This is a genomic window from Streptomyces sp. NPDC003691 (assembly GCF_053981115.1).
In genome coordinates this window covers 17,612-40,385 of record NZ_JBSFNQ010000040.1, presented here as the reverse complement: position 1 = coordinate 40,385, position 22,774 = coordinate 17,612, and the positions used below count along the sequence as shown (strand labels likewise).

General features: G+C 74.8%; 20 protein-coding genes. 10 read left to right on the top strand and 10 right to left on the bottom strand.

From position 1 onward, the window contains the following. The first annotated feature begins 156 nt into the window (after positions 1–156). The 3 genes from ACWDR0_RS19820 (at position 157) to ACWDR0_RS19810 (ending at position 5,430) form a co-directional block, all read left to right on the top strand. Positions 157–2,367 (top strand): acyl-CoA dehydrogenase, encoded by a 2,211-nt coding sequence (locus ACWDR0_RS19820; RefSeq protein ID WP_456353006.1) that lies wholly within the window; start codon positions 157–159, stop codon positions 2,365–2,367. 80 nt (positions 2,368–2,447) lie between these two features. Then, positions 2,448–3,680 (top strand): thiolase C-terminal domain-containing protein, encoded by a 1,233-nt coding sequence (locus ACWDR0_RS19815; RefSeq protein ID WP_456353005.1) that lies wholly within the window; start codon positions 2,448–2,450, stop codon positions 3,678–3,680. A gap of 202 nt (positions 3,681–3,882) precedes the next feature. After that, a complete protein-coding gene (locus ACWDR0_RS19810; protein ID WP_456353004.1) occupies positions 3,883–5,430 on the top strand; it encodes an MFS transporter in 1,548 nt (515 codons plus the stop codon). Positions 5,431–5,609: 179 nt separating this feature from the next. Here the strand turns inward: ACWDR0_RS19810 and ACWDR0_RS19805 are convergent, their stop codons facing one another. After that, positions 5,610–6,101: a response regulator gene (locus ACWDR0_RS19805; RefSeq protein WP_456353003.1), complete on the bottom strand. Its 492-nt coding sequence runs from the start codon at positions 6,099–6,101 to the stop codon at positions 5,610–5,612. Between the two features lie 396 nt (positions 6,102–6,497). Here ACWDR0_RS19805 and ACWDR0_RS19800 point away from each other — a divergent pair, with 396 nt between their 5' ends. From ACWDR0_RS19800 to ACWDR0_RS19790, 3 genes are all read left to right on the top strand, one after another. Continuing rightward, entirely contained in the window at positions 6,498–7,355 is an 858-nt protein-coding gene (locus ACWDR0_RS19800; RefSeq protein ID WP_456353002.1) for a MaoC/PaaZ C-terminal domain-containing protein, read from the top strand. A gap of 273 nt (positions 7,356–7,628) precedes the next feature. Next, positions 7,629–8,705: a Zn-dependent alcohol dehydrogenase gene (locus tag ACWDR0_RS19795; RefSeq protein ID WP_456353001.1), complete on the top strand. Its 1,077-nt coding sequence runs from the start codon at positions 7,629–7,631 to the stop codon at positions 8,703–8,705. A gap of 83 nt (positions 8,706–8,788) precedes the next feature. After that, complete coding sequence (locus tag ACWDR0_RS19790; protein WP_456353000.1) at positions 8,789–9,730, top strand: 3-oxoacyl-ACP reductase; 942 nt, start codon at positions 8,789–8,791, stop codon at positions 9,728–9,730. Positions 9,731–9,978: 248 nt separating this feature from the next. Here the strand turns inward: ACWDR0_RS19790 and ACWDR0_RS19785 are convergent, their stop codons facing one another. Beyond that, complete coding sequence (locus tag ACWDR0_RS19785; RefSeq protein ID WP_456352999.1) at positions 9,979–10,146, bottom strand: hypothetical protein; 168 nt, start codon at positions 10,144–10,146, stop codon at positions 9,979–9,981. Positions 10,147–10,272: 126 nt separating this feature from the next. Beyond that, positions 10,273–11,775, bottom strand: coding sequence for a hypothetical protein (locus tag ACWDR0_RS19780; RefSeq protein WP_456352998.1), 1,503 nt, complete (start codon positions 11,773–11,775; stop codon positions 10,273–10,275). A gap of 257 nt (positions 11,776–12,032) precedes the next feature. On the opposite strand from ACWDR0_RS19780, the gene ACWDR0_RS19775 reads away from it, so the two are divergent. From ACWDR0_RS19775 to ACWDR0_RS19765, 3 genes are read left to right on the top strand one after another with little or no spacing between them, the layout of a single operon-like run. After that, positions 12,033–12,884 (top strand): Nif3-like dinuclear metal center hexameric protein, encoded by an 852-nt coding sequence (locus tag ACWDR0_RS19775; RefSeq protein ID WP_456352997.1) that lies wholly within the window; start codon positions 12,033–12,035, stop codon positions 12,882–12,884. Further along, positions 12,881–13,624, top strand: coding sequence for a zinc ribbon domain-containing protein (locus ACWDR0_RS19770; protein WP_456353031.1), 744 nt, complete (start codon positions 12,881–12,883; stop codon positions 13,622–13,624). The genes ACWDR0_RS19775 and ACWDR0_RS19770 overlap by 4 nt, the downstream gene beginning before the upstream one ends. Continuing rightward, entirely contained in the window at positions 13,624–14,934 is a 1,311-nt protein-coding gene (locus tag ACWDR0_RS19765) for a bifunctional RNase H/acid phosphatase (RefSeq protein ID WP_456352996.1), read from the top strand. Before ACWDR0_RS19770 ends, ACWDR0_RS19765 begins: the two co-directional genes overlap by 1 nt. Before the next feature lie 142 nt (positions 14,935–15,076). Here the strand turns inward: ACWDR0_RS19765 and ACWDR0_RS19760 are convergent, their stop codons facing one another. The 5 genes from ACWDR0_RS19760 to ACWDR0_RS19740 form a co-directional block, all read right to left on the bottom strand. After that, entirely contained in the window at positions 15,077–15,958 is an 882-nt protein-coding gene (locus ACWDR0_RS19760) for an SDR family NAD(P)-dependent oxidoreductase (protein WP_456352995.1), read from the bottom strand. Next, the gene (locus ACWDR0_RS19755) at positions 15,955–16,428 is read right to left on the bottom strand and encodes a MarR family winged helix-turn-helix transcriptional regulator (protein WP_456352994.1); all 474 of its coding nucleotides are present in this window, start codon (positions 16,426–16,428) and stop codon (positions 15,955–15,957) included. The genes ACWDR0_RS19760 and ACWDR0_RS19755 overlap by 4 nt, the downstream gene beginning before the upstream one ends. A gap of 447 nt (positions 16,429–16,875) precedes the next feature. Beyond that, positions 16,876–17,493, bottom strand: a complete 618-nt coding sequence (eda, locus tag ACWDR0_RS19750; RefSeq protein WP_456352993.1) for a bifunctional 4-hydroxy-2-oxoglutarate aldolase/2-dehydro-3-deoxy-phosphogluconate aldolase — start codon at positions 17,491–17,493, stop codon at positions 16,876–16,878. A 90-nt stretch (positions 17,494–17,583) separates the two neighbouring features. Continuing rightward, positions 17,584–18,384, bottom strand: coding sequence for a peroxide stress protein YaaA (gene yaaA, locus ACWDR0_RS19745; protein ID WP_456352992.1), 801 nt, complete (start codon positions 18,382–18,384; stop codon positions 17,584–17,586). A gap of 390 nt (positions 18,385–18,774) precedes the next feature. Continuing rightward, a complete protein-coding gene (locus tag ACWDR0_RS19740) occupies positions 18,775–19,074 on the bottom strand; it encodes a hypothetical protein (protein WP_456352991.1) in 300 nt (99 codons plus the stop codon). 416 nt (positions 19,075–19,490) lie between these two features. Between ACWDR0_RS19740 and ACWDR0_RS19735 the strand changes: the two genes are divergently transcribed. Then, complete coding sequence (locus tag ACWDR0_RS19735; RefSeq protein WP_456352990.1) at positions 19,491–20,951, top strand: RNB domain-containing ribonuclease; 1,461 nt, start codon at positions 19,491–19,493, stop codon at positions 20,949–20,951. Between the two features lie 38 nt (positions 20,952–20,989). Here ACWDR0_RS19735 and ACWDR0_RS19730 read toward each other — a convergent pair whose 3' ends face one another. Together ACWDR0_RS19730 and ACWDR0_RS19725 are read right to left on the bottom strand one after the other, a co-directional pair. After that, positions 20,990–21,868 carry a hypothetical protein gene (locus ACWDR0_RS19730; protein WP_456352989.1) on the bottom strand — a complete coding sequence of 293 codons (879 nt, stop codon included), beginning with the start codon at positions 21,866–21,868 and terminating at the stop codon, positions 20,990–20,992. Further along, a complete protein-coding gene (locus ACWDR0_RS19725) occupies positions 21,865–22,743 on the bottom strand; it encodes a MerR family transcriptional regulator (protein ID WP_456352988.1) in 879 nt (292 codons plus the stop codon). The genes ACWDR0_RS19730 and ACWDR0_RS19725 overlap by 4 nt, the downstream gene beginning before the upstream one ends. Positions 22,744–22,774 lie beyond the last annotated feature (31 nt).

The window sequence follows — 22,774 nt, the reverse complement described above, 5'->3', positions numbered from 1 at the left end:
GTTCGGCGTGCCTCGTGCGAACGCGTTCGCAGGGACCGCCCGAGGTTGCTGCCCGACTCCGTCCCGCCCGGGCGTGACCGCCCGGGCGGTCCGGCGGCGTATCCCGTCGCGCATCTGACCTACCGTCAGATTGAAACGTGTTCTACCCTGCCGCCCATGGGCATCGGAATCACGCGCGAACACCAGGAGCTCGCCCGGTCCGTGCGCAACTGGCTGGCCCGGGCCGTACCGCCCGAAGAGATACGCAAGGCGCTCGACGCCCCGCTGCCGGAGCACCAGCCCGGACGTCCCGCCTACTGGGACGGCGCCGCCGCCCAGGGCCTCCTCGGCATCCATCTCCCCGAGGAGCACGGCGGTGGCGGCGGCACCCTGCTCGACCTGGCCGTGGCGCTGGAGGAGACCGGGGCCGGACTGCTCCCCGGGCCGTACCCCGGCCATGCCCTGACCGCCGAAGTCCTGCGCCGCTCCGGCCGGCACGACCTGGTCGCCGCACTCGCCGGCGGCCGCCGGGTCGCGGCCGCCGCCCTCGGCCCCGGCGGGCTGACCGCCGTCCGCGAGCCCGGCGGCGGGCTGGTCGTCGACGGCACCGCGCCGCCCGTCCTCGGGGGCGGCCATGCCGATCTGCTGCTGATCGCGGCCCGTACCGCCGAGGGGACGGTATGGGCGGCGGCCGACGCGGACGCGTTCACCGTCCGGGTGCACCCGTGCGCCGACCCCGTCCGGCCCACGGCCGAGGTCACCGCGACCGCCGTCCGTGTCCCCGCCTCCCGGATCGCCGGACCGGCCGCCGCCGACCCCGGACTCGTCCGGGACCTGGGCGCGGTCCTGCTGGCCGCCGAGGCCTGCGGAGTCGCCGCCCGGGCGCTGGCCACCGCCGTTGAACACGCGAAGACACGAGAGCAGTTCGGCAGCCCCATCGGCCGCTTCCAGGCGGTCAAGCACCTCTGCGCCGAAATGCTGCTCGGCCTGGAGCAGGCGCGGGCACTGACCTGGGACGCCGCGACCGCCGCGGGTGAAACCGGCCCTCCGGCGCCCGGTCCCGAGCCGTACCCCGGCCGTGCCCTGACCGCCGCCTTCGCCGCGGCCGCCGCGCTCGACGCCGCGTACACCTGCGCCAAGGACTGCATCCAGATCCTCGGCGGCACCGGCTTCACCTGGGAGCACGACGCCCATCTCCTGCTGCGCCGGGCCGTCGTCGCCCGGCAGCTCGCCGGTACCCCGGACGATCTGCTGCCGCACGCCGCCCGGCTGGCCGCCGCCGGGGCCCGCCGCGAACTCCGTACCGAACTGCCGCCCGCGGCCGCCCGCCACCGGCGGCGGGTACGGACGGCGATTGCCGCCGCCCGCGGCCTCGACCCCGCCGCCGCCCGCCGTGCCCTCGCGCCGAGCGGTCTCGCCGCCCCCCATCTGCCGCCGCCGTACGGCCTCGGCGCCGGACCCGTGGAGCAACTGGCCGTCCAGCGGGAGCTGGCCGACGCGGGAGTACGGCTCAGCGGACTGTCCGTCGCGGCCTGGGTCGTACCGTCGCTGATCGCCCACGGCACCCCCGAACAGCAGGAACGGCTGGTCCCCGGCACCCTCGCGGGCCGGCTCCGCTGGTGCCAGCTGTTCAGCGAACCGGGCGCCGGATCGGATCTGGCGGCGCTCACCACCCGCGCCGAACACCTTCCCGACGGCCGCTGGCGGGTCACCGGCCAGAAGGTGTGGACCAGCGCCGCGCACAAGGCGGACCTCGGGATCCTGCTGGCCCGTACGGACCCCGGCTCGACCCGGCACCGGGGGCTGACGTACTTCGTCGTCGACCTGCGGGCCTGCGAGGGAGTCACCGTCCGGCCGCTGCGGGAGATCACCGGCGACTCCGTCTTCAACGAGGTGTGGTTCGACGGCACCCTGCTGCCCGCCGACTCCGTCGTGGGGGAGACCGGCGACGGCTGGCGGGTGGCCCGCAACACCCTCGGCAACGAACGCGTCCACATGGCCGACCAGACAGGCTTCGACAGCGGGCTCGAAGCGCTGCTGGCCGCCGTGCCCGGACCGGACGGCGCCCGGCGGGCCCGGGTCGGGGCCCTGGCGGCCGAGGCCCACGCCCTCGGCTGTCTCGCGCTGCGGACGACCCTCCGGCAGGTCTCCGGCCTCGAACCGGGCCCGGGCGCCTCCGTACGGAAACTCGTCCAGACCCGGCACCAGCAGCGGACCGCCGAACTCCGCCTGGAACTCCTCGGCCCGGCGGGCGCGGTGTGCGAGGGCGCGGGCGAGGGGGCCGTCCGGGAGCTGCTGCTGTCCCGGTGCCTGACCATCGCGGGCGGCACCACCCAGATACAGCTCAATGTGGTGGCCGAGCGGATCCTCGGCCTGCCCCGGGACTGACCGGTCGCGTACCGGCCGGTCGGTCCCGGGGCAGGCCGGTCGCGTACCGGCCGCCCGGCACGGACGGAAGGAGCAGGGACATGATGACGACCAGCGCCCGGAGCTTTGTCCTCGGCGTCGGCACCACCCCGTTCGGGAAACCCGGAGCACCGGACCGGCCGTACTGGGAACTGGCCCGGGAAGCGGGTACGGAGGCCCTCACCGACGCCGGAATCGGATACCAGGACGTGGCACAGGCGGTCGTCGGCTACTGCTTCCAGCCCTCCACCGCCGGACAGCGCGCCGTCTACACCCTCGGACTGACCGGCATCCCCGTCTACAACGTCAGCAACAACTGCGCCACCGGCGCCACCGCCCTGATGCTCGCCCGCCAACTCGTCGAGGGCGGGTCCGCCGACTGCGTACTGGCCCTCGGCTTCGAGACGATGAAGAAGGGCCCCCTGGGCGGCGGCCCGGACGCCGAGAGCGGGTTCGCCGCCTCACCCGTCGCCCGGCACTACGGGATCATGGCGGCCGCCCACGGCTTCACCGCCGCCCCGCCGACCGCCCAGCTCTTCGGCAACGCGGCCCGTGAGCACATGGAGCGGTACGGCACCACCGAGGCGCAACTGGCCGCGGTCGCCGCCAAGAACCACCGGCACTCCGCGCACAATCCACGGGCCCAGTTCCAGGACGTGTACACCGTCGACGAGGTGCTCGCCGCCCCGGCCGTCCATCCGCCCCTGACCCGACTCCAGTGCTCGCCGACCTCGGACGGCGCCGCGGCGGCCGTCGTGGTGTCCGAACGCTTCCTGCGGGAGCGCAGGGGACTGCCGGGACGCGGCGCCGAGGCGGCGGCGCGGGCCGTGGAGATCGCGGGCCAGGCGATGGCCACCGACACCGGCGAGACCTTCGCCTCCGGCTCCTGTCTGGATGTCGTCGGGCGGCCGGTGTCCCGGGCCGCGGCCCGCCGGGCATACGAATCGTCGGGGCTGGGGATAGAGGACGTCGACGTGGTCGAACTGCACGACTGCTTCTCCGTGAACGAACTGCTGAGCTACGAGGCGCTCGGCATGTGCGAGGACGGCGGCTCCGGAAAGCTGGTGGCGGACGGGGCGACGACCTACGGCGGCCGGTGGGTGGTCAATCCGTCGGGCGGACTGATCTCCAAGGGGCATCCGCTGGGCGCCACCGGGCTGGCGCAGACCGCCGAACTGGTCTGGCAGCTACGGGGCGAGGCCGGGGCCCGGCAGGTCGCCGGGGCGAGGGTGGGGCTGGCGCACAACATCGGACTCGGCGGGGCCGCGGTGGTCACGCTCTTCCGGGCCCGGTAGCGGGGGCGGGGGCGGGCCGGGGTGAGGGAGCCCGGGGCGCGGGTCGCGGTGCCGGTCGGGGGGTGCGGGCCCGGGGCGCGGGGTGCGGTGCCGGTCGAGGGGTGCGTGCCGGAGCGTCCGGGCCGCGCGCCGGGTGCGGCCCCGGGCCGCCGTCGTCCACAACCCGGATGTGCGTTCGGGACTTCGCTGGGACGATGGCGCAATGCCCCACTCGCGACCGCACCGCCCGTCCGAAAGCGCTTCCGGCTCACCCCTCGACCCCGCCGTACCCCTCGACCCCTCCATACCCCCCGGCACCGGCCCCGGTTTCGGCGGGGGACCGGGCCGTCCGGACGGCGGCAACCCCGCCGTGCCGGGCCCGCCGAAGCGTTCCGTGCCGACCTGGCTGGTCCTCTTCACCGTCTGCGCCGGACAGTTCCTCGTCGTCCTCGACGTCTCCGTGGTCAATGTGGCCCTGCCGTCGATGCGCGCCGACCTCGGGCTCTCCACCACCGGACTCCAGTGGGTGCTCAACGCCTACACCATCGCCTTCGCCGGATTCATGCTCCTCGGCGGGCGCGCGGCCGACCTCTTCGGCAGCAAGCGGATGTTCCTCGTCGGGCTCGGGCTGTTCACGGTCGCCTCCCTGGCGGGCGGACTGGCCCAGGAGGGCTGGCAGTTGCTCGCCGCCCGTGCCGTCCAGGGGCTGGGGGCCGCGGTACTGGCCCCGGCGACCCTCACCATCATCATGGCCGCGGTGCCCGCGGGCCCGGCCCGCACCCGGGCGATCGGCACCTGGGCCGCGGTGGGGGCCGCGGGCGGTGCCGCGGGCGGGCTGGTCGGCGGGCTGCTCACGGACCTTCTCTCCTGGCGCTGGGTGCTGCTGATCAACGTGCCGGTCGGGGCGGTGGTCCTGGCGGGAGCCGTGGTGTGGCTCGCCGGAGCGCGCGCCGCCGGAGAGCGGCGGCTCGACCTCCCCGGGGCCGTACTGGCCACGGCCGGTCTGGCGGCCCTCGCCTACGGCGTGGTGGAGACCGAGGCGTCCGGCTGGGGGACCTCGGCCCTGCTGCCGCTGGCCGCCGGGCTGCTGCTGATCGGCGCGTTCGTCGTGGTGGAGGCGCGGACCGCGGTCCCGCTGATGCCGCTGAAGCTGTTCCGGTCCCGGGCGGTGACCGCCGCCAACGCGACCATGCTGCTGACCGGCTCGGCCTCCTTCGCCTCCTGGTTCTTTATGACGATGTACGCGCAGAACGTGCTGGGCTACAGCCCGCTGGCGGCCGGGGTCGCGCTGATACCCAGTTCCATCAGCATCGTCGTCGGCTCGAAGCTGGCGCCGCCGCTGATGGCCCGGGCGGGGGCGCGGACGGTCGCCGTGGGCGGCGCGCTGGTGGCGTCCGCGGGCTTCGCCTGGCAGTCGGCCATGACCGCCGACGGAAGCTACGCCACCGCCGTACTCGGCCCCGGCGTACTGATGCTGATGGGCATCGGCCTGGCGGCGACCCCGCTCTCCGCGCTCGCCACGGCCGGAGTGCCCGCGGAGGACGCGGGGCTGGCCTCGGGGCTGATCAACACCTCCCGGACGATGGGCGGTGCCCTGGGCCTCGCGGTCCTCTCCACGGTCGCCGCGTCCCGGACCGGCGGCGGCACCTCCCCGGAGGCGCTGACGGCCGGTTACGCCCTGGCCTTCCGCTGTGGCGCGGTCACCCTGTTCACGGCCGCGCTGCTGATGCTGCTCTGGCTGCCGCGGGGGGACGGGGAGCGGGAGCGGTAGCCCGCGGGGCGCGACGGCCGGAATGACGCGGCGGAGCCCTGCGGCCGGGTGGCGGGGCGGCGGGGCCCGGCGGGCGGGCGGCGGGGTGGGCGGGTGGCCGTACGGCGGGGGCGGTTCCACCTGGCCGGAGCCGGTGGCGGGGCCGGGGCGGATGCGCTCGCCGGGCCCGGGTGTGCCGCTCAGCCGCCGGACGGCCCGGGGTCCCCCGGGCGGTCGCGGCGTCCCCCGGCGGCGGCGTCCCCGGGCAGCAGGGCCGGGTCGATCACGGTCTCCCCGGTCAGACAGCGGTGGACGGCCCGGACCAGTTCGTCGTGCGGGCCGTCCTTCACCAGCAGGCCCGCCGCCCCGGCGGCCAGGGCCCGTTCCACGAGCCCCGGCCGCCCGGAACCGGTCAGGACCAGCACCCGGCACTCGGGCACCTCGCCGAGCAGCAGGGCGGTGGCGTCGAGGCCGTCGCCGTCCGGCAGCACCGCGTCCAGCAGGGCGACATCCGGCCGCCGCTCCCGGGCCGCGGGCACCACATCCTCGCCCCGCCCCACCTGCGAGACCACCGCGAACCCCGGCTCCATCCCGAGCAGCAGGGCCAGGGCGCCACCGGTCGCCCCGCCGTCCCCGGCGAGCAGGATCCGAACGGACACGGCCGGGCGATGGTCCCGGGGCATTTCTTCCATGGGCGCAGGGTATGTCCGCCGGTGTCCTTCCTGTCCCAGTGACACGGTGGCCCCGTATCCCCGGGCCAACTATCTGACGTTGCATCAGATATTTTCCTGACGGCCTGTCAGGGGCATTCCCTTGTGCCGGGGCCTGCGTTATACATGGCCCCACCGGACGAGAACACGTTCCAGCAATGTCCCGGGGCGCGCCACCCGGCCGCCGGGAGAAGGGGCGCCGCGGGCCGGCGGAACCACCGGACCCGCCCCCGGGGGTCCGGCCCCGTACGACCTCGGCGCGGCCGACGGTGCGGACGGTCGCGCCGAGGTCTTCCGGCACCGCGGACCGCCGGGGAGCCCCCTGCGGCCGCCCTCCGGACCGGGCCCGGTCTCTTCCAGCAAGGGAGCAGCAGCCTTATGCCCATCGACCCCGCCAGGGCCCTCGCCGCCGGACCCCGTACCGCCGACATCTCGTGGGACCACCGCGATGTCCAGCTCTACCATCTGGGCATCGGCGCCGGGATCCCGCCGACCGACCCCGCCGAACTCCGCTACACCCTGGAGTCCCGGCTCCAGGTCCTGCCGAGCTTCGCGACCGTCGCGGGCGGGGGCAGGGGCATCGCGGGCGGTCTCTCGGCCCCCGGGCTCGACCTCGACCTCACCGCGGTGCTGCACGGCGGCCAGACCGTCCGGCTGCACCGCCCCATCCCGCCCGTCGGCACCGCCGTCTCGGCGAGCCGGGTCGCCGCGGTCCACGACAAGGGCAAGGCCGCCGTGGTCGTCCTGCGGACCGAGGCGTCTGACGCCGACGGGCCGCTGTGGACCAGCGACTCCCGGATCTATGTCCGGGGGGAGGGCGGCTTCGGCGGCGAACGCGGCCCCTCCACCCGTACCGAACCGCCCGGCCGTGAACCCGACAAGACCGTCGACCGGCCCGTCCGGGCCGACCAGGCGCTGCTCTACCGGCTCTCCGGCGACCTCAACCCGCTCCACGCCGATCCGGAGTTCGCCGCGCTGGCCGGCTTCGACCGCCCGATCCTGCACGGGCTCTGCACCTACGGAATGACCCTCAAGGCCGTCGTCGACACCGTCCTCGGCGGCGAGGCGGCCCGGGTCCGCTCGTACGACACCCGCTTCGCCGGGGTCGTCTTCCCCGGCGAGACGCTCCGGATCCGGATGTGGGCGGAGGGCGGGGGGCGGGTGCGGGTCGAGGTCGGGGCGGTCGAGCGGGGGGACACGCCCGTACTCGCCGACACGGTCGTGGAACACGACTGAGACTGTGCGCCCGCCGCCCTGCCGTCCCGCCGCCTTGTGCCGGCACCACCTCCCGGCGGCGACCGGCCGCCTGACCGACCGGCCGACCGCCTGACACCGGCCGCCTGACACCCGCTGACCGACCGAGGACCGAGCGGCCGCCTGACGGACCCGCCGACCGATGGACCGACCGATGGACCGGTTGATGGGCCGGTCGCCCGACTCGTTTCCGGCCCGAATCCGGCCCGGATCCCGTCCCCGGGCCGGGGACAACGACACGAGAGGAGCCGTACCGTGCGCGCAGCCGTACTGCACGAGACCGGGCAGGAGAAGCTCGAAGTCCTCGACGATGTGGAGGCCGTGGGCTTCGGCCCCGGAAAGGTCAGGATCCGGATCCGGGCCACCGGGCTCTGCCACTCGGACCTCTCCGCCATGAGCGGTGTCCTGCCGCAGCCCGTGCCCTTCGTGCCCGGCCACGAGGCCGCGGGCGACGTACTCGACACCGGCGACGGCGTCACCGGCGTCAAACCCGGGGACCGGGTGCTGATCTGCTGGCTCCCCGCCTGCCGGGCCTGTCCGTCCTGCCGCCGCGGCCAGAGCCAGTTGTGCCTGGCCGGCTTTATGAACGCGGGCACCCCCAACTTCCGCCGCGCCTCCGGCGACGTCTTCGGCTTCGCGGGCACCGGCACCTTCGCCGAAGAGGTCGTCGTCTCCGCGGACGCGGCCGTACCGATCCCGGACGACGTCCCGTACGACATCGCGGCTCTCATCGGCTGCGGGGTGACCACCGGACTCGGGGCCGCCGTCAACACCGCCGATGTCACGGCCGGTTCCTCGGTCGCGGTCATCGGCTGCGGCGGTGTCGGTGTCTCGGCCATCCAGGGCGCCCGGCTCAAGGGCGCGGCTGAGATCGTCGCCGTGGACCCGGTACCGGCCCGGCGCGAGGCGGCGCTCCGCTTCGGCGCCACCGAGGCCGTCGCCCCCGAAGCCCTCGGCGACGCCAAGCAGCGGCTCACCGCGGGCGAGGGATTCGACTACGTCTTCGAGGTGGTGGGGAAGTCGGCGACCGCCCGGACCGCCTACGAGACCACCCGCCGCGGCGGCACCCTCTGCGTCGTCGGCGCGGGCGCCATGGACGACATGCTCCAGCTCAATATGTTCGAGCTGTTCTTCGACGAGAAGCGGATCCTGCCGTCGATGTACGGCGGCGGCGACGCCCTGGCCTCCTTCGAGCGCTCCATCGCGCTGTGGCGCGCGGGCCGTATCGACCTGGAGGGGCTGATCACCCACCGGCTGCCGCTCGCCCGGGTCAACGAGGCACTGGAGCTGATGCGTACCGGCGCCGGACTCCGTACCTGCATAGAGATCTGAGGGCCGGACGGGCCCGGCGGCGCGCGCCGCCGGGCCCGTCCGGCCGGCTGGCCGACCTACCGACCGAAAGGAGACCGGACCGGATGACACTGCCACTGGACGGACTGTCCGCGATCGTCACGGGCGCGGGCCGCGGCCTGGGCCGCGCCGAGGCGCTCGAACTGGCGCGCCTCGGGGCGGGCGTCGTCGTCAACGACTATGGGCAGCCCGGCCGGGACGGTTCCGGGCGCTCCTCCCCGGACCCCGCCGAGCAGGTCGCCGAGGAGATCCGTATCGCGGGCGGGAACGCCGTCGCCCACCACGGGGACATCGCCGACTTCGCGCGGGCCCGGGAGCTGGTCGCGCTCGCCGTGGAGCGGTTCGGCAAGCTCGACGTCCTCGTCAACAACGCGGGCATCCTCCGGGACCGGATGGTGTTCTCGATGTCCGAGGAGGAGTGGGACTCGGTGATCCGGGTCCATCTCAAAGGCCACTTCAACACCGTCCGCTTCGCCTCGGCCCACTGGCGGGAGCGGGCCAAGGCGACCGGCGGCCCGGTCTACGGCCGGATCGTCAACACCGCGTCGGAGGCGTTCCTCGCGGGATCGGCCGGACAGCCCAACTATGCGGCGGCGAAGGGCGGGGTGGTCGGTCTGACGACGTCCACGGCCGCCGCCCTGGCCGGGTACGGCGTCACCGCGAACGCGATCTGCCCCCGGGCCCGCACCCGGATGACCGAGGACGTCTTCGCCGGGTACCGGGAACCGGCCGGCGGCGAACTGGACCCACTGGCGCCCGAACACGTGGCCCCGCTGGTCGGCTATCTGGCCGCGCCCGCCGCGGCGGGGGTGACCGGACAGGTGTTCGTCGTCCACGGCGGGCTGGTCGCCGTCGTGGAGCGGCCCCGGGTCGCGGCGAAGTTCGACACGGCGAAGGAGTGTTTCGGCCACGACGAACTGGATGCCCTGCTCACTCCGTACTTCGCGGCCCTCCCGGCCGGGGAGTCGTTCGCCGCGACGGAGGTGCTGGGGCTGCGGAGGGGCTGAACCCCGCGGGCGGCGGGTGGGCGTCGGGCGTGGCTGCGAAGGGCCGAACCCCGCCGCAGGCCGGATGGGCCGTCCGCCCCGGACCCGGTGGCACCGGTCCCGGCCCCGGACACGGCCGGGGCCCGGCCACGGGCTCGGGGAGCCTCCTGTGACCGGGCCCGGCGCTGATCCGGCGGCCCGCCGCCCCGTGTTCCGCGGAAGCGGTCAGCGGGGGATACGGCGCCGCCCGGGGCGGCGGTGACGCGTGGTCACCCGGCCGCGGGCTTGCGGTGCTTGCCGTGGGGCTCGGCCGCGGCATCGTCCCGGGCGGCCGTGCCCCGGTGCTTGCCGTGTGCTTCGGCCGCCGCGGCGTCGGCCTGGGACTGGGGCTGGGACTGGGAGTGGGTCAGAGGATTGTCGGTTCGGGCTTCGGGCATGGTTCGGAACTTCCCCGTAGTGGTTGCTTGTCACTGTCACCGGACACTGCTCACCGGCCGCTCGGTTCCGCGCCGGGTCATTCGTACACCCCGGCGAGTGACGGAACTTCGCGCAGGTCGGAGAGTTTAGCCAGCCTGTGTGCGGCCCACGAGCGGTGCCTGCTGCAGGGGAACGGGGCGCAGGGCGGCCGCCGGCCGCCGTCCGGGCCCAGGAACCGCGCCCTTCCCGGCGGCCGGGGCCCCGGGACCGGTGGCCCGCTCCTTCAGGGGTGTGAGCCGGGCCACTCCGCAGGGTGTTCCGGGGGTTGCGTACGGAAGGTGCAGTACGCCCTCCGGGGTCCAGCGGCCGGTCCCCGGGAACCAGCCGTCCGGTACGGCCGTACGGTGCAGCTCCCGGCCCTCCGGACACCAGACGGCCGCCCCGGCCCGGCTGCCGGTGCCCGTACTCGTACTCGTACTCGTACTCGTACTCGTCCGGACGGTGAATGCGACGGAGCAGCGCTCGGGCTGGAGGATCTGGCCGGGCTGGACGGCGAACGGGGTGAGGGTGCCGCCGGCCGGACGCAGGCACTCGGGGAAGCGGACCGGGCGGTCGCTCCCGAGGACGCCCCAGCCGATCCGGTCCTCGCCGGGGGCGTCGGAGCGCACGACCAGCAGTCCGCTGTCGGGTGCGGCGAGCAGCAGGCGGTCATTGCTGTCCGGTGCGATCTGGAGCAGCGGCGAGACCTCGCCGCCGCGCTCCAGGTCGACGGCGACGGCCTTCACCGGACCGCCCGGCTCGCGCTGCCGGTCCAGGGCGAGCAGCCGCCCCGTACGGTCCAGCCAGACGCCGCCGGTGCAGCGGCCCGGCACCTCGGCGACGCGTTCCGGACCGGCGGCACCGTGTCCGGCCACCCGCCAGACCGTGGTCACGGTCCCGCCGGACCCCGGGCCGCCGCCCGGTCTTCCGGGGCCGTGTCCGGTGCTGTGACCGGGGCCGGGGCCGGGGACCAGGAGGTAGGCCCGGGTGCCGTCCGGCGCGGGCGGCAGCAGTACGGCGGGGCCGTACCCGGAGTGCGGGGCCGGGACCGAGCCGAGGACGAGTTCACCGGTCCCGCGGCCGGCCGGGTAGAGCAGCGAGAACAGCCGGTGCCCCGCGGTCCTGCGGTGGATGAGGACCCGTCCGTCCGCCAGCGGCAGCACGGTGGTGTCGCGCTCCTCCGGCTGGTGGAGCGGCAGCGGTACGGCATACGGCTCCGGCCCGTCGAGGGTCCACCGCTCCGGGTAGAGGGCGTCGCCCGTGCCCGCGAGCCCGGCCGCGTAGGCGCCGTCGGCGGAGAGCGTCAGGGCCGGGGCGGGGACGGCGGCGGCCGGGGCCGCGGGAGGCGCGGTGAGCGTGCCGCGGTCCGCGGGGGTAACGCCGCGGACGGGCGGGCCGTCGCCGTCCCGGAGCCGGTCACCGCCGACACCGGTCGCCGCGGATCCGCTGATCCCGGTCCCGGGACCGGGATCAGCGGATCCGGCGGGTCCGTATCCGGTCCCGGCTTCGTATCCGGCCTCGTTTCCGGTCCCGGTCCCGTGTCCGGGGCCGTCTTCTCCGCCGGGCACCTTCCACCGCGTCGCCACCGGCTGGACCGCACAGGCTGTCATCGACTGGTCACCTCCGGGCACGAAGCTAGATTTCGCACTTCCTGCCGAACAACACGGGCCCGCCCACTTCACACATAAGGGTGGCCGGGCGCCGATTCGCCCCGACGAGAACCGCCCGTTGTGCTGGGGGTGCGGCGGGGACCGGCGGCGGAGGGAACCCGGGCGGCCCGACAGCCCTCCTTTCCGGTGTGATGATCGGGCCGGAGTTGTGGACAGGGCAGGCCGGGGGAGGGCAGGGCGCGGGTAACCTGTGTCCCGTGCCCCGCCTCTCCGAAGTCATCGCAGCCCTCGACGCCCTGTGGCCTCCCGCCCGGGCCGAGCAGTGGGACGCCGTCGGGACCGTCTGCGGCGATCCCGACGCCGAGGTCCGGGGGGTCCTGTTCGCCGTCGATCCCGTCCAGCAGATCGTGGACGAGGCCGTGGCACTCGGTGTCCAGCTCGTGGTGGCCCATCACCCCCTCTATCTCCGGGGGACCACGACGGTCGCGGCCGGTCACTTCAAGGGCCGCGTCGTGCACACCCTGATCAAGAACGACATCGCGCTCCATGTCGCCCACACCAACGCCGACACCGCGGACCCCGGTGTTTCCGACGCTCTCGCGGCCGCCCTCGGCCTCAAGGTCGTGGCGCCCCTGGTGCCGGACCCCACCGACCCGTCGGGCCGCCGCGGCCTGGGCCGGATCTGCGAGCCGGAGCGGCCGGAGACCCTCCGGGCCTTCGCCGAGCGGGCCGCCCGCACCCTTCCGGCCACCGCTCAGGGCATCCGCCTCGCGGGCGACCCGGACGCCGTGGTGCGGAAGGTCGCGGTCAGCGGCGGCTCCGGCGACAGCCTCTTCGACGCGGTCCGCGCGGCCGGCGTCGATGCCTTCCTCACCGCCGATCTGCGCCACCACCCGGCCTCCGAGGCCACCGAGCGCTCCCCGCTCGGCCTGGTGGACGCCGCCCACTGGGCCACCGAGTGGCCCTGGTGCGGACAGGCGGCCGCCCAGCTCGACGAGATCTCCGACCGGCACGGCTGGGACCTGCGGGTCCATGTGTCGTCCACGGTCACCGACCCCTGGTCATCCCATACCGCTTCCCTTTCCTCTTCTTCTGGAGCCCCCAACTGAACGCCGCGCCCGCCGACCAGATCCGACTCCTCGACGTCCAGAACTTCGACCTGCGGCTGTCGCAGCTCGCCCACAAGCGCAAGTCGCTGCCCGAGCACGCGGAGCTGGAGTCGCTCACCAAGGACCTCACCCAGCTCCGCGATCTGCTGGTCGCCGCGCAGACCGAGGAGAGCGACACCGCTCGCGAGCAGACCAAGGCGGAACAGGACGTCGACCAGGTCCGCCAGCGTGCCGCGCGCGACCAGCAGCGGCTGGACTCGGGCGCGATCACCTCGCCCAAGGACCTGGAGAGCCTCCAGCGGGAGATCGTCTCCCTCGCCAAGCGCCAGGGCGATCTGGAGGACGTGGTCCTCGATGTGATGGAGCGCCGTGAGGCCGTCCAGGAGCGGGTGACCGAGCTGACCGCCCGGGTCTCCTCCGTCCAGGCCAAGGCCGACGACGCCACCGCCCGCCGCGACGCCGCCCAGCAGGAGCTGGACGACCAGTCCGCGACGATCACCAAGGAGCGCGAGACGGTCGCCGCCGCCGTCCCCGCCGACCTGCTGAAGCTCTACGAGAAGCTCCGCGTCCAGCAGGGCGGCATCGGGGCCGCCCGGCTCTACCAGCGCCGCTGCGAGGGCTGCCGTCTCGAACTGAACATCACCGAGCTGAACGACGTCCGGTCCGCCGCCTCGGACAAGGTGGTCCGCTGCGAGAACTGCAGCCGGATCCTCGTCCGCACCGCCGAGTCCGGTCTCTGATGCCCTCGTTCGTCGTCGAGGCCGACGGCGGATCCCGGGGCAATCCGGGCCCCGCGGGCTACGGCGCCGTGGTGCTCGACGCGACCACCGGCGAGACCCTCGCCGAGGCCGCCGAGTACATCGGCGTCGCGACGAACAACGTCGCCGAGTACAAGGGGCTGATCGCCGGGCTGCGGGCCGCCCGCGCCCTCGACCCGGAGGCCTCGGTCCGGGTCCGGATGGACTCCAAGCTGGTCGTCGAGCAGATGTCCGGCCGCTGGAAGATCAAGCACCCCGATATGAAGCCGCTGGCGGCGGAGGCGGCGGAGATCTTCCCCCGCTCCGCCGTGCGCTACGAGTGGATCCCGCGCGAGCGGAACAAGCACGCGGACCGGCTCGCCAACGAGGCGATGGACGCGGGCAAGCGCGGCAGGCAGTGGGAGCCGTCCGGCTCCACCGCCGCGCTCGACACCTCCGCGGCCCGCGCCTCGGCCGGGGAGCCCCGCGCGGTCGGCGACGCCACGGTGGGCGCGGCCCGCGCCCGCGCGGCGCTCGCCGGTGCTGCGCCCCGGACAGCCCAGGCTCCCGCCGGGGACCAGGGCGGCTCCGGTGTCTCCGGTGTCTCCGGCGGCGAGGTTCCGGAGGCCGTGCCCGCGGCCGCGGGCACGCCGTCCGTCGGCTGGTCCGCCTCCGCCGACCTGGGCAACCCCACCACCTTCGTCCTGCTGCGCCACGGCGAGACCGCCCTCACCCCCGAGAAGCGCTTCTCGGGCAGCGGCGGCAGCGACCCGGAGCTCTCGCCCGCGGGCCGGCGGCAGGCCGAGGCCGTCGCGGCCGCCCTGGCCGCCCGCGGCACGGTCCAGGAGATCGTCAGCTCACCGCTGAAGCGCTGCCGGGAGACCGCGGAGGCGGTCGCCGCCCGGCTCGGCCTCGGCGTCCGGGTCGACGACGGCCTCCGGGAGACCGACTTCGGTGCCTGGGAGGGACTGACCTTCGCGGAGGTCCAGGAGCGCCATCCGGAGGATCTGGCGGCCTGGCTGTCGTCGGCGAAGGCCGCGCCCACCGGCGGCGGGGAGAGCTTCACCACCGTCTCCCGCCGGGTCGCGGCCGCCCGCGACCGGCTTCTCGCCGCCTCGCCCGGCCGCACGGTCCTGCTGGTCACCCATGTGACCCCGGTCAAAACCCTGGTCCGGCTGGCCCTCGGCGCCCCGCCCGAGTCCCTGTTCCGGATGGAGCTGTCGGCGGCATCCGTATCGGCCGTCGCGTACTACGCCGACGGCAACGCCTCGGTCCGCCTCCTGAACGACACGTCCCACCTGCGGCGGGCCTAGGTGTATTGACCACCAGCGTCAACAACGCTCGTGGTCAATACACCTAGCCGGACCTGTCCATCCGGGCTGCGGTGCCCAGCCCGCGTACTCCGCAGGACGAGGGAGTTGCGACCTCGGCGTGACAACCGGTTCCGGGCCGGCCCTACCTCGTGAGGGGCTCCACTCCGAGGAGGGCTGCGGTTTTCGTGTAGACGGTCCGGGCGAGGGTGTCGTTCAGGGCCAGGCGTGAAGGGGTGTCCGGCTGGGACTCGCTGAAAAAGCCGCCGCTGGGGTGCGGTGCGGGCGAGGCACTGGCGAGCCAGACCGGGGTTTGCACGCCTTTGTCCGGGGTGACGGCGAACGGGCGGAACAGCGGGGCGGTCAGCCGCATCGGACCGCCGGCGTTCCTGTTCATCGCGGTGCCCTTGACCATGCCAGGGTTGGCGTTGTAGATGCTCATGCCGTCGGGGAGGCGGTGTGCGAGTTCTCGCGCAGCCAGGAGGCTGACGAGTTTGCTCGTGGCGTAGACCTTGGGCTGGTTGTAGAAGCGCTTGCGCCACGACGTTCCCGCGACGTCCGGATCGGTGGTGTCGAGCGTGCCGCGTTTTTCCACGAACGAGGACATGTTGATGATCCGCGCTTCGCGCGTGAGTACTCCTGCGGCCAGGAGGGCGTGGGTGAGCAGGAACGGGGCGTGGTGGTTGAGCGCGTACGTGCGTTCCACGCCGTCCGGCGTCTGTCCGTATCGGGGAAACGCTGCTCCTGCATTGTTGATGAGGACGTTCACCAGGTGTCCGTCGGCGGCCACTTTCGCTGCCAGTGTCTGTACCTGCGACCACTGTTGCAGGTCAGCGGTGTACGTCCGCGGCGGTCCGGCGTCGCTGCCCGCAGGGGCCAGGCCGCGCAGGCTGTCGGCGGCGGCCCGGGCGCGCGCCGCGTCCCGGCCGACGAGGACGACGCTCTGACCGGCCGTGATCAGGCGGCGTGCCATCACCATGCCCAGGCCCGAGGCTCCGCCCGTGATGACCGCGATCCCGCTGCTCATCGCTGCTCCTTGTCCACGGTTTCCCCGACGCCGCCGGCCTGACCCGCCGGGTGGGGGGCGTCGATCACCTCGCGCAGAAGCGTGTGCAGGCGCAACCTGCTCTCGTGGTCGAGGCGGGCGAAGGGGGAGTACTCGGTGGTGTGCTGGATGACGCGATCGCGCAGCGCGCATCCCTCGGGGGTGAGCTGGATGACTTTCGCGCGGCGGTCGGTGGGGTGGGGTACGCGGCGGACCAGGCCGCGCTTCTCCAGTCGGTCGATCATCGATGTGGCGGTTGATGCGTCGCAGTGCAAGAGGTCGGCCAGACGACGCGCGGTCATCTCGCGCCCGCGACTCAGCCTCCACAACGCATCGGTCTGAGTGTCGGTCAGTCCCGCTTCCCGGGCCAGTTCCTTGAGCTCGCTGTGCACCTGGGTGCGGATGGCGAACAGGTAGTCGTGAAGCTCTGCGGTCAGCTGCCGATCATCCATAACCGCACAGTACATGGACAATCAAATCATTGGAAAGTCCATGCACTACTTGAAGTCTTCTCGGCGCGACGGGCTGACCCGCCCCAACGCCCCAGCCGCCCCGCCCTTTCGACTCCTGGACGCGACGGCCCGGCTCCTGGAAGCGACCCCTTCCCGGAGGGGTCGGGAAGAGTCACAGGGATCGTTCCGGAGGTGCGGTAGTTCCCGGAGCCCGTTCCCGCGGCAGCGCCGTCCGGCCCGGAGAGCGGATATGCGGCTCCCCTGCGCTGCGACTCGGGGGCGCTTCGGCGCTCGCCGGGCTGCGGGGCGGCACCCGGGAAATCCCGGCAGCCCGGTGGGCACCCGCGCGGCCCTTGACCGGCGGCACGCGCCGGGTGCCGTTCCGATCCGGGGCCGCGTCCGGAAACCCCGCCGGTCGGCGCCGGGGCAGGCCCGCGGGACCGGGTCTCAGGGGGCGAGGGTCGCGGCCTCCGCCGCCAGGGCCTCGATGCGGGACCAGTCCTTGGCGGCGACCGCGTCCGGGGGGAGCATCCAGGTGCCGCCGACGCAGGCGACGTTCGGCAGGGCGAGATAGCCCGGGGCGGACTCCCGCGAGATTCCGCCGGTGGGGCAGAACCGGGCCTGGGGGAGCGGCCCGGAGACGGAGGTCAGATAGGGCCTGCCGCCCGCGGCCTCCGCCGGGAAGAACTTCATCTCGGTAACCCCGCGCTCCAGCAGGGCCACCACCTCCGACACCGTGGAGACACCCGGCAGGAACGGCACTCCCGAGTCGCGCATCGCGTCCAGCAGCGCATCCGTCCAGCCGGGGCTGACCAGGAACCGCGCCCCGGCGGAGACCGCGGTCTCCACCTGGGCGGGGGTGATCACCGTGCCCGCGCCGACCACGGCGCCGGGCACCTCGGCGGCGATCGCCCGGATCGCGTCCGGTGCGGCCGGGGTCCGCAGGGTCACTTCGATCGCGGGCAGACCGCCCGCGACCAGCGCCCTGGCGAGCGGTACGGCGTCCTCGGCGTCCTTGATGACGACGACGGGAATCACGGGCGCGAGATCAAGAACGGAGGTCATAACGGCCATCCTGCCGGGTGCCCACAGTCTCTGCAACGACCGTTGTGCTCTGTGCAACGCGGTGGCGTGGTGCGGCGGCCCGGCGGCCGTTCAGTGGATCTCGGTGACCACCACATCCAGCGACCAGGGCCGGTCCTTGCGGGCCGGGGCCTCGACCTCCACCGCATGCCCCAGATCCCGCAGGGCCTCGACCAGTTGGGCCGGACCCTTGGGCTTCGCCCCCGCGGTCAGCAGGTCCCGGACGATCCGCCCCTTGGTCGCCTTGTTGAAGTGGCTGACGACGGAGCGCTGTTCGACCCCGCCGACCGTCCGGGAGTGCAGCACCCGCACCGTCGCGGTGCGCCCGGCGACCTCGCCGCGCGGCTTCCAAGCCGCCGTATAGGCCGATGAGCGCAGGTCGAGAACGAGCCCGCCGCCGGCCGCCTCGGGCAGCGCCGTCTCCATCGGTTCCCGCCAGTGCGCGGCGAGCGCCCCGAGCCCGGGAAGCTTCACGCCCATGGAGCAGCGGTACGACGGGATCCGGTCGCCCACCCGCACCGCGCCCCACAGCCCGGAGAAGACCAGTAGGGAGGCCCGGGCCCGGCGCTTGGCGGCGGGCTCCAGGCTCGCCAGCCCCAGGGCGTCGTACAGCACCCCGGTGTAGATCTCCCCGGCGGGCCGCGCCCCGGCCGTCCGCAGCGCCGTGTTCTTCGCGACCTCGCCGCGGAGGCCCGCACTCAGCCCGAGGACCTCCGCCGCCTTGGCCTCGTCGGCGGAGCAGAGCCGGACCAACTCGTCCAGCACGGCCTCCCGCGCGGCCGCGAGCCCGGGCAGCGACAGCGACTCCGGCTTCAGCGCGGCGCCACGGCCCGAATCGGCCTTGCCTTCCGACGGCGGCAGCAGGACCAGCACGAACGATCTCCTCACGGGCGGGGACGGGGCGCGGGGATGGGCCCCGCGCCAGCGTACGCCCCCGGGGAGGCCGGGCCGCCCGGGGAGGAGGACGGGCGGCCCGGCCCCGGGCGGCCGGCGGCGATGCCGCCGACCCGTCCTGCCACGGCCGGCCGGAGCCGTACGGAGAGCCGTGGGAGCGCGGGGGAGGAGGGGAGCAGAGGGGAAACGGGGTGAGGTTGTGCGGGAGTGACCGAGGCCCGGGGGGTGTGGGGAGGGGGGCCGGGCCTCGGACGCCCCGCCCGGCGGGGCCGTGGGGCGGCGCTCCCGCCGGAGCCGGTGGGCGGTGGTGCCGTGCGGGCGCGGGGCCCTGCCGCGGCGGCCGCCGCCGGAGCGGTCGGCGACCGCCGGTCAGACGATGGAGACCGATCTTCCGAGCGCCCAGACCGAGTGCTGGTCCGGCCGGACGATACCGATCACCCGCCCTTCGCAGTCGGCCCGCTCATGGATCCAGGCATAGGCGCCGGTCCGGTTCTCCACGGTGAGCGGACGGCGGTCGCTTCCGTAACAACCGGCGGGGTCGCGGTGGACCGTGCGATTGACGACCAGCTCGCCGGTCGCGGCGAAAACCGGCGCCGCTGCCAGCGGCACCGCGACGGTGAGCGCCGCCGCGGCGGCGAGGGTGACGAGAAGGGTGGCGAGACGGCGCATGCTGATACCTCCGATCGCGGGTCGGGGGCCCGATGCGTACCCCCGCGGTTCCACGGTAGGTAGTGTCACCATTACATACAGTCACCCTACCGGGTGAACGTCCCGCCCCCGCCACCGGCACCCGGGCAAAACCGCAGGCAGTCGCGTTATCGGCGCCCCAAACCCCACTGGCGTACCCTCGCCATCCCTTTCCGCGCCCACCCGTCGGGCGCCCACTCGTCCCACGCCCACCGGGGCCGTCCGCCACGGAAGCCTCCCCGCCCGGACCGCCCGCCCGGACCGCACCCCAAGACCGCGCCCCGGCGCCCCGACCCCGCCCCGCCCGGCTCGCGCCCACCCACTCCTCCCGGAACCCACCCCTCCCGGACCCGCCGCTTCGCCGCGCGCCCCCGCGCCCCGCGGCCTACGCTCGACTCATGCCCCGCCGCCCCCTGCGCACCAGCGGCGCGGCCGAGGCCGACCTCGCTCCGGCCCTGCGCGCGCTCCGCACCCACCTGGACGTGCCCGACGGCTTCCCCGCCGCCGTACTCGACGAGGCCGGACGGGCCGCCGCGGCGCCCCGCCCGCCCGGCCCGGCCCCCGCCGACGCCACCGGACTTCCCTTCTTCACCGTCGACCCGCCCGGCTCCGCCGATCTCGACCAGGCCGTCCATCTCGCCCGGCGCGACGGCGGCGGCTACCGCGTCCACTACGCCATCGCCGATGTCGCCGCCTTCACGGCCCCCGGCGGCGCGGTCGACTCCGAGGCCCACCGGCGGGTGCAGACGCTCTACTTCCCCGACGGGCCCGTCCCCCTCCACCCGCCCGTGCTCTCCGCCGGGGCCGCCAGCCTGCTGCCCGGCGAGACCCGCCCCGCCCTGCTGTGGCGCATCGACCTCGACGCCGAAGGCCGTACCGTCGCCGCCGGAGTCCGCCGTGCGCTCGTCCGCAGCCGGACCCGCCTCGACTACGCCACCGCCCAGCGCCTCATCGACGACGGCACCGCCGCGGAACCCCTCGCCCTGCTCAAGGAGATCGGCCCGCTGCGGGAGGCCCTGGAGCGCGAACGCGGCGGCATCTCCCTCCCCGTCCCCGAACAGGAGATCGCCCGGCACGACGGCGGGTACGTCCTCGGCTTCCGGGCCCCGCTTCCCGTCGAGGGCTGGAACGCCCAGCTGTCCCTGCTCACCGGGATGGCCGCGGCCGACATCATGACCGAATCCGGTACGGGAATCCTGCGGACGCTCCCCACCGCCCCGCTCGGCGCGGTCGACCGGCTCCGGCGGACGGCGCGCGCCCTCGGCGTCGACTGGCCGCACCATGTCCCGTACGCCGAGGTCATCCGCTCCCTCGACCCGCACCTGCCCCGCCACGCGGCCTTCCTCGCCGAGTGCACCGGCCTGCTGCGCGGCGCCGGATACACCGTCTTCACCGGCGGCCGGATCCCCGAACCCTCCGTCCACGCCGCCGTCGCCCACGCCTACACGCACTGCACCGCACCCCTGCGGCGGCTCGTCGACCGCTACACCGGCGAACTGTGCCTGGCCGCAGACGCCGGACAGGGCGTCCCCGAATGGGTCCTCGCCGCGCTCGGCGCGCTCCCCGGGGAGATGGCGGCGGGCGCCCGCCGCGCGGGCGCCGTGGAACGCGAGTGCGTCGACCTGGTGGAGGCCGCCCTGCTCAGGGACCGCGTCGGCGAAACCTTCGACGGGCTGGTCATCGATGTGAAGGAGAGCGACCCGACGGCCGGGACGGTCCAGCTGTCCGACCCGGCCGTGGTGGCGCGGATCTCGGGCGACGGCGAACTCCCGCTCGGCGAGCCCCTGCGGGTACGGCTGACCCGCGCCGACCCGGCGGCGCCGCCGGGCACGGCGAAGGTCCTCTTCGGCCCCGCCTGACCCGGCCGCCGCACGCCGCGCGGACCCGGCGCCCGCCCTCACCGGCTCCCCGGACCCGCCTCCGCTCCCGCCCCCGGCCGCCCAACCCCGCGCACCGCGGCGATCAGCGCGTCCGGGGCGTCCGCGTGGAAGCGGATCGTCTTCCGGACGGTGCCGCGGCGGCCCAGCGGTCTGGTGTACGGCACCGGGGACGCCAGGTCCACGGCGAGCGTGGTCTGCCCGCCGACGATCAGATCCAGCGAACCGTCGTCGTCCGCCCTCAGCAGACTGCCGGACGGATAGCGCCGCTCGGCCCGGATCCGGAGGATGCTCTCCGCCGGTATCCGCAGGTCGAAGAGGGCGCCGTAGCGCAGCCTCAGCGAACCGTCCGCGCCCGCCACATGGGGCCGTACGACGCACGCCGCCTGCATCCCGACCATCAGCACGGTCCCGTACATGCCCACGTACAGCAGGATCAGATGCGCCAGGGGCCAGGGGATCAGAAAGGCCAGGGCGACCGTCTCGACGACGGAGAGACCGATCCACGACCACATCATCGCGTTCTGCGGCGCCGTGTAACCGGCGGCGTGGTCACCCGCGCCGATGCCGTGCCCGCGCCGCCGCAGCCAGAGCCAGACACTGCGCAGGGAGCGGATCTCATGGACCAGGAGCCGTACGAGGACCCGGGGGAAGCGGCCGTACGCGACGCTCCGCAGCGCGGCCCGGCGCCGCGCACCGCCCCGGCGTGCCCTCAGGTAATCCTGGACCGCGCCCACCGTCTCCACCACGGCGACGGCCGCCAGCAGCACCCGGGCGAAGACGGCCACGGCGGCCGGCACCACCGCCCCGGCCGCCTCGGCGCCCAGTACGGCGAACTGGACCGGGGCCAGAATCCACAGCAGCCGCCGGGCCGGGACCCGGCCGCCCGGGCCGCTCATGACCCCTCCCCGTCCCGGCTGCCGTCCCGGTTGCCGTTCCCACCGCCGGGCCGGCCGGCTTCCAGCCGCTCCTGCCGCTCCTGCCGCTGCTCCGGGCGCTCCCGGTGCCGCACCGCCCGGCGGGCGTCGAGGGCCGCCAGCATCCGCCGTACGGCAGCGGCCTGGGCGGGCGTGAAGTCGGCCAGGAACGCCCGCCCGAAGGTGTCGCTCCCGCTCGGCAGCGGAGCGTCCCCCATCATCGCGATCAGCTCGTCCGGCATACAGGCCGCGAGCGCGTCGCCGAGCGGGCCGATCCGCGGATCGCCGGGGGCGGCGTCCGCGAGCGCGTCCAGTTGCTCGTACAACTCGTGGATCCGGTCCGCCCGCCCGTCCCGCGCCAGCGGCGTCAGCGCGCCGAAGAGCCGCTCCCGGTCCGCCGGGGCCAGCAGGGTGTCCAGCAGCGTCAGATGGCCCCGGTCCTTGGCGGCCATCGCCGACGCGCCGGGCGGCAGCGCCCCCAGCAGCCCGGCCAGCTCCGGCGAGACGGGCCCCTCGGCGGGCAGGGTGCCGTCACGGGCCCGCGCGATCAGCTCCGCGAGCCGGCTCCGCCGCCGGGCCAGCCCGGCCTCCTGCCGGGCCAGGTCCTCGTCCAGCTCCTCCAGGACCTCCACCAGCTCCCGTCCCGCGTCGTCGGCGAGGACGTCCCGGACCTCCGCCAGCCCGAGCCCCAGCTCGGTGAGGCGCCGGATCCGGGCCAGGACGACCGCGTGCCGCAGCCCGTAGTCCCGGTAGCCGTTCGACAGCCGGTCGGGTTCGGGACACAGCCCGAGCTGGTGGTAGTGGCGTACGGTCCGCGGGGTGACGCCGACAAGCGCGGCGACTTCTCCGATCCTCATGGCCCCAGTGGAAACCATGACGCTGCGGCAA

Excerpts from the sequence above, each read along its gene's own strand:
- ACWDR0_RS19730 (WP_456352989.1), bottom strand. The coding sequence starts at position 21,868 with ATGAGCGGCCCGGGCGGCCGGGTCCCGGCCCGGCGGCTGCTGTGGATT.
- ACWDR0_RS19740 (WP_456352991.1), bottom strand. The coding sequence starts at position 19,074 with ATGCGCCGTCTCGCCACCCTTCTCGTCACCCTCGCCGCCGCGGCGGCG.
- ACWDR0_RS19820 (WP_456353006.1), top strand. The coding sequence starts at position 157 with ATGGGCATCGGAATCACGCGCGAACACCAGGAGCTCGCCCGGTCCGTG.
- ACWDR0_RS19810 (WP_456353004.1), top strand. The coding sequence starts at position 3,883 with ATGCCCCACTCGCGACCGCACCGCCCGTCCGAAAGCGCTTCCGGCTCA.
- ACWDR0_RS19805 (WP_456353003.1), bottom strand. The coding sequence starts at position 6,101 with ATGGAAGAAATGCCCCGGGACCATCGCCCGGCCGTGTCCGTTCGGATC.
- ACWDR0_RS19725 (WP_456352988.1), bottom strand. The coding sequence starts at position 22,743 with ATGAGGATCGGAGAAGTCGCCGCGCTTGTCGGCGTCACCCCGCGGACC.
- ACWDR0_RS19780 (WP_456352998.1), bottom strand. The coding sequence starts at position 11,775 with ATGACAGCCTGTGCGGTCCAGCCGGTGGCGACGCGGTGGAAGGTGCCC.
- ACWDR0_RS19735 (WP_456352990.1), top strand. The coding sequence starts at position 19,491 with ATGCCCCGCCGCCCCCTGCGCACCAGCGGCGCGGCCGAGGCCGACCTC.
- ACWDR0_RS19815 (WP_456353005.1), top strand. The coding sequence starts at position 2,448 with ATGATGACGACCAGCGCCCGGAGCTTTGTCCTCGGCGTCGGCACCACC.
- ACWDR0_RS19790 (WP_456353000.1), top strand. The coding sequence starts at position 8,789 with ATGACACTGCCACTGGACGGACTGTCCGCGATCGTCACGGGCGCGGGC.
- ACWDR0_RS19760 (WP_456352995.1), bottom strand. The coding sequence starts at position 15,958 with ATGAGCAGCGGGATCGCGGTCATCACGGGCGGAGCCTCGGGCCTGGGC.
- ACWDR0_RS19765 (WP_456352996.1), top strand. The coding sequence starts at position 13,624 with ATGCCCTCGTTCGTCGTCGAGGCCGACGGCGGATCCCGGGGCAATCCG.
- ACWDR0_RS19785 (WP_456352999.1), bottom strand. The coding sequence starts at position 10,146 with ATGCCCGAAGCCCGAACCGACAATCCTCTGACCCACTCCCAGTCCCAG.
- ACWDR0_RS19755 (WP_456352994.1), bottom strand. The coding sequence starts at position 16,428 with ATGGATGATCGGCAGCTGACCGCAGAGCTTCACGACTACCTGTTCGCC.
- ACWDR0_RS19800 (WP_456353002.1), top strand. The coding sequence starts at position 6,498 with ATGCCCATCGACCCCGCCAGGGCCCTCGCCGCCGGACCCCGTACCGCC.
- eda (WP_456352993.1), bottom strand. The coding sequence starts at position 17,493 with ATGACCTCCGTTCTTGATCTCGCGCCCGTGATTCCCGTCGTCGTCATC.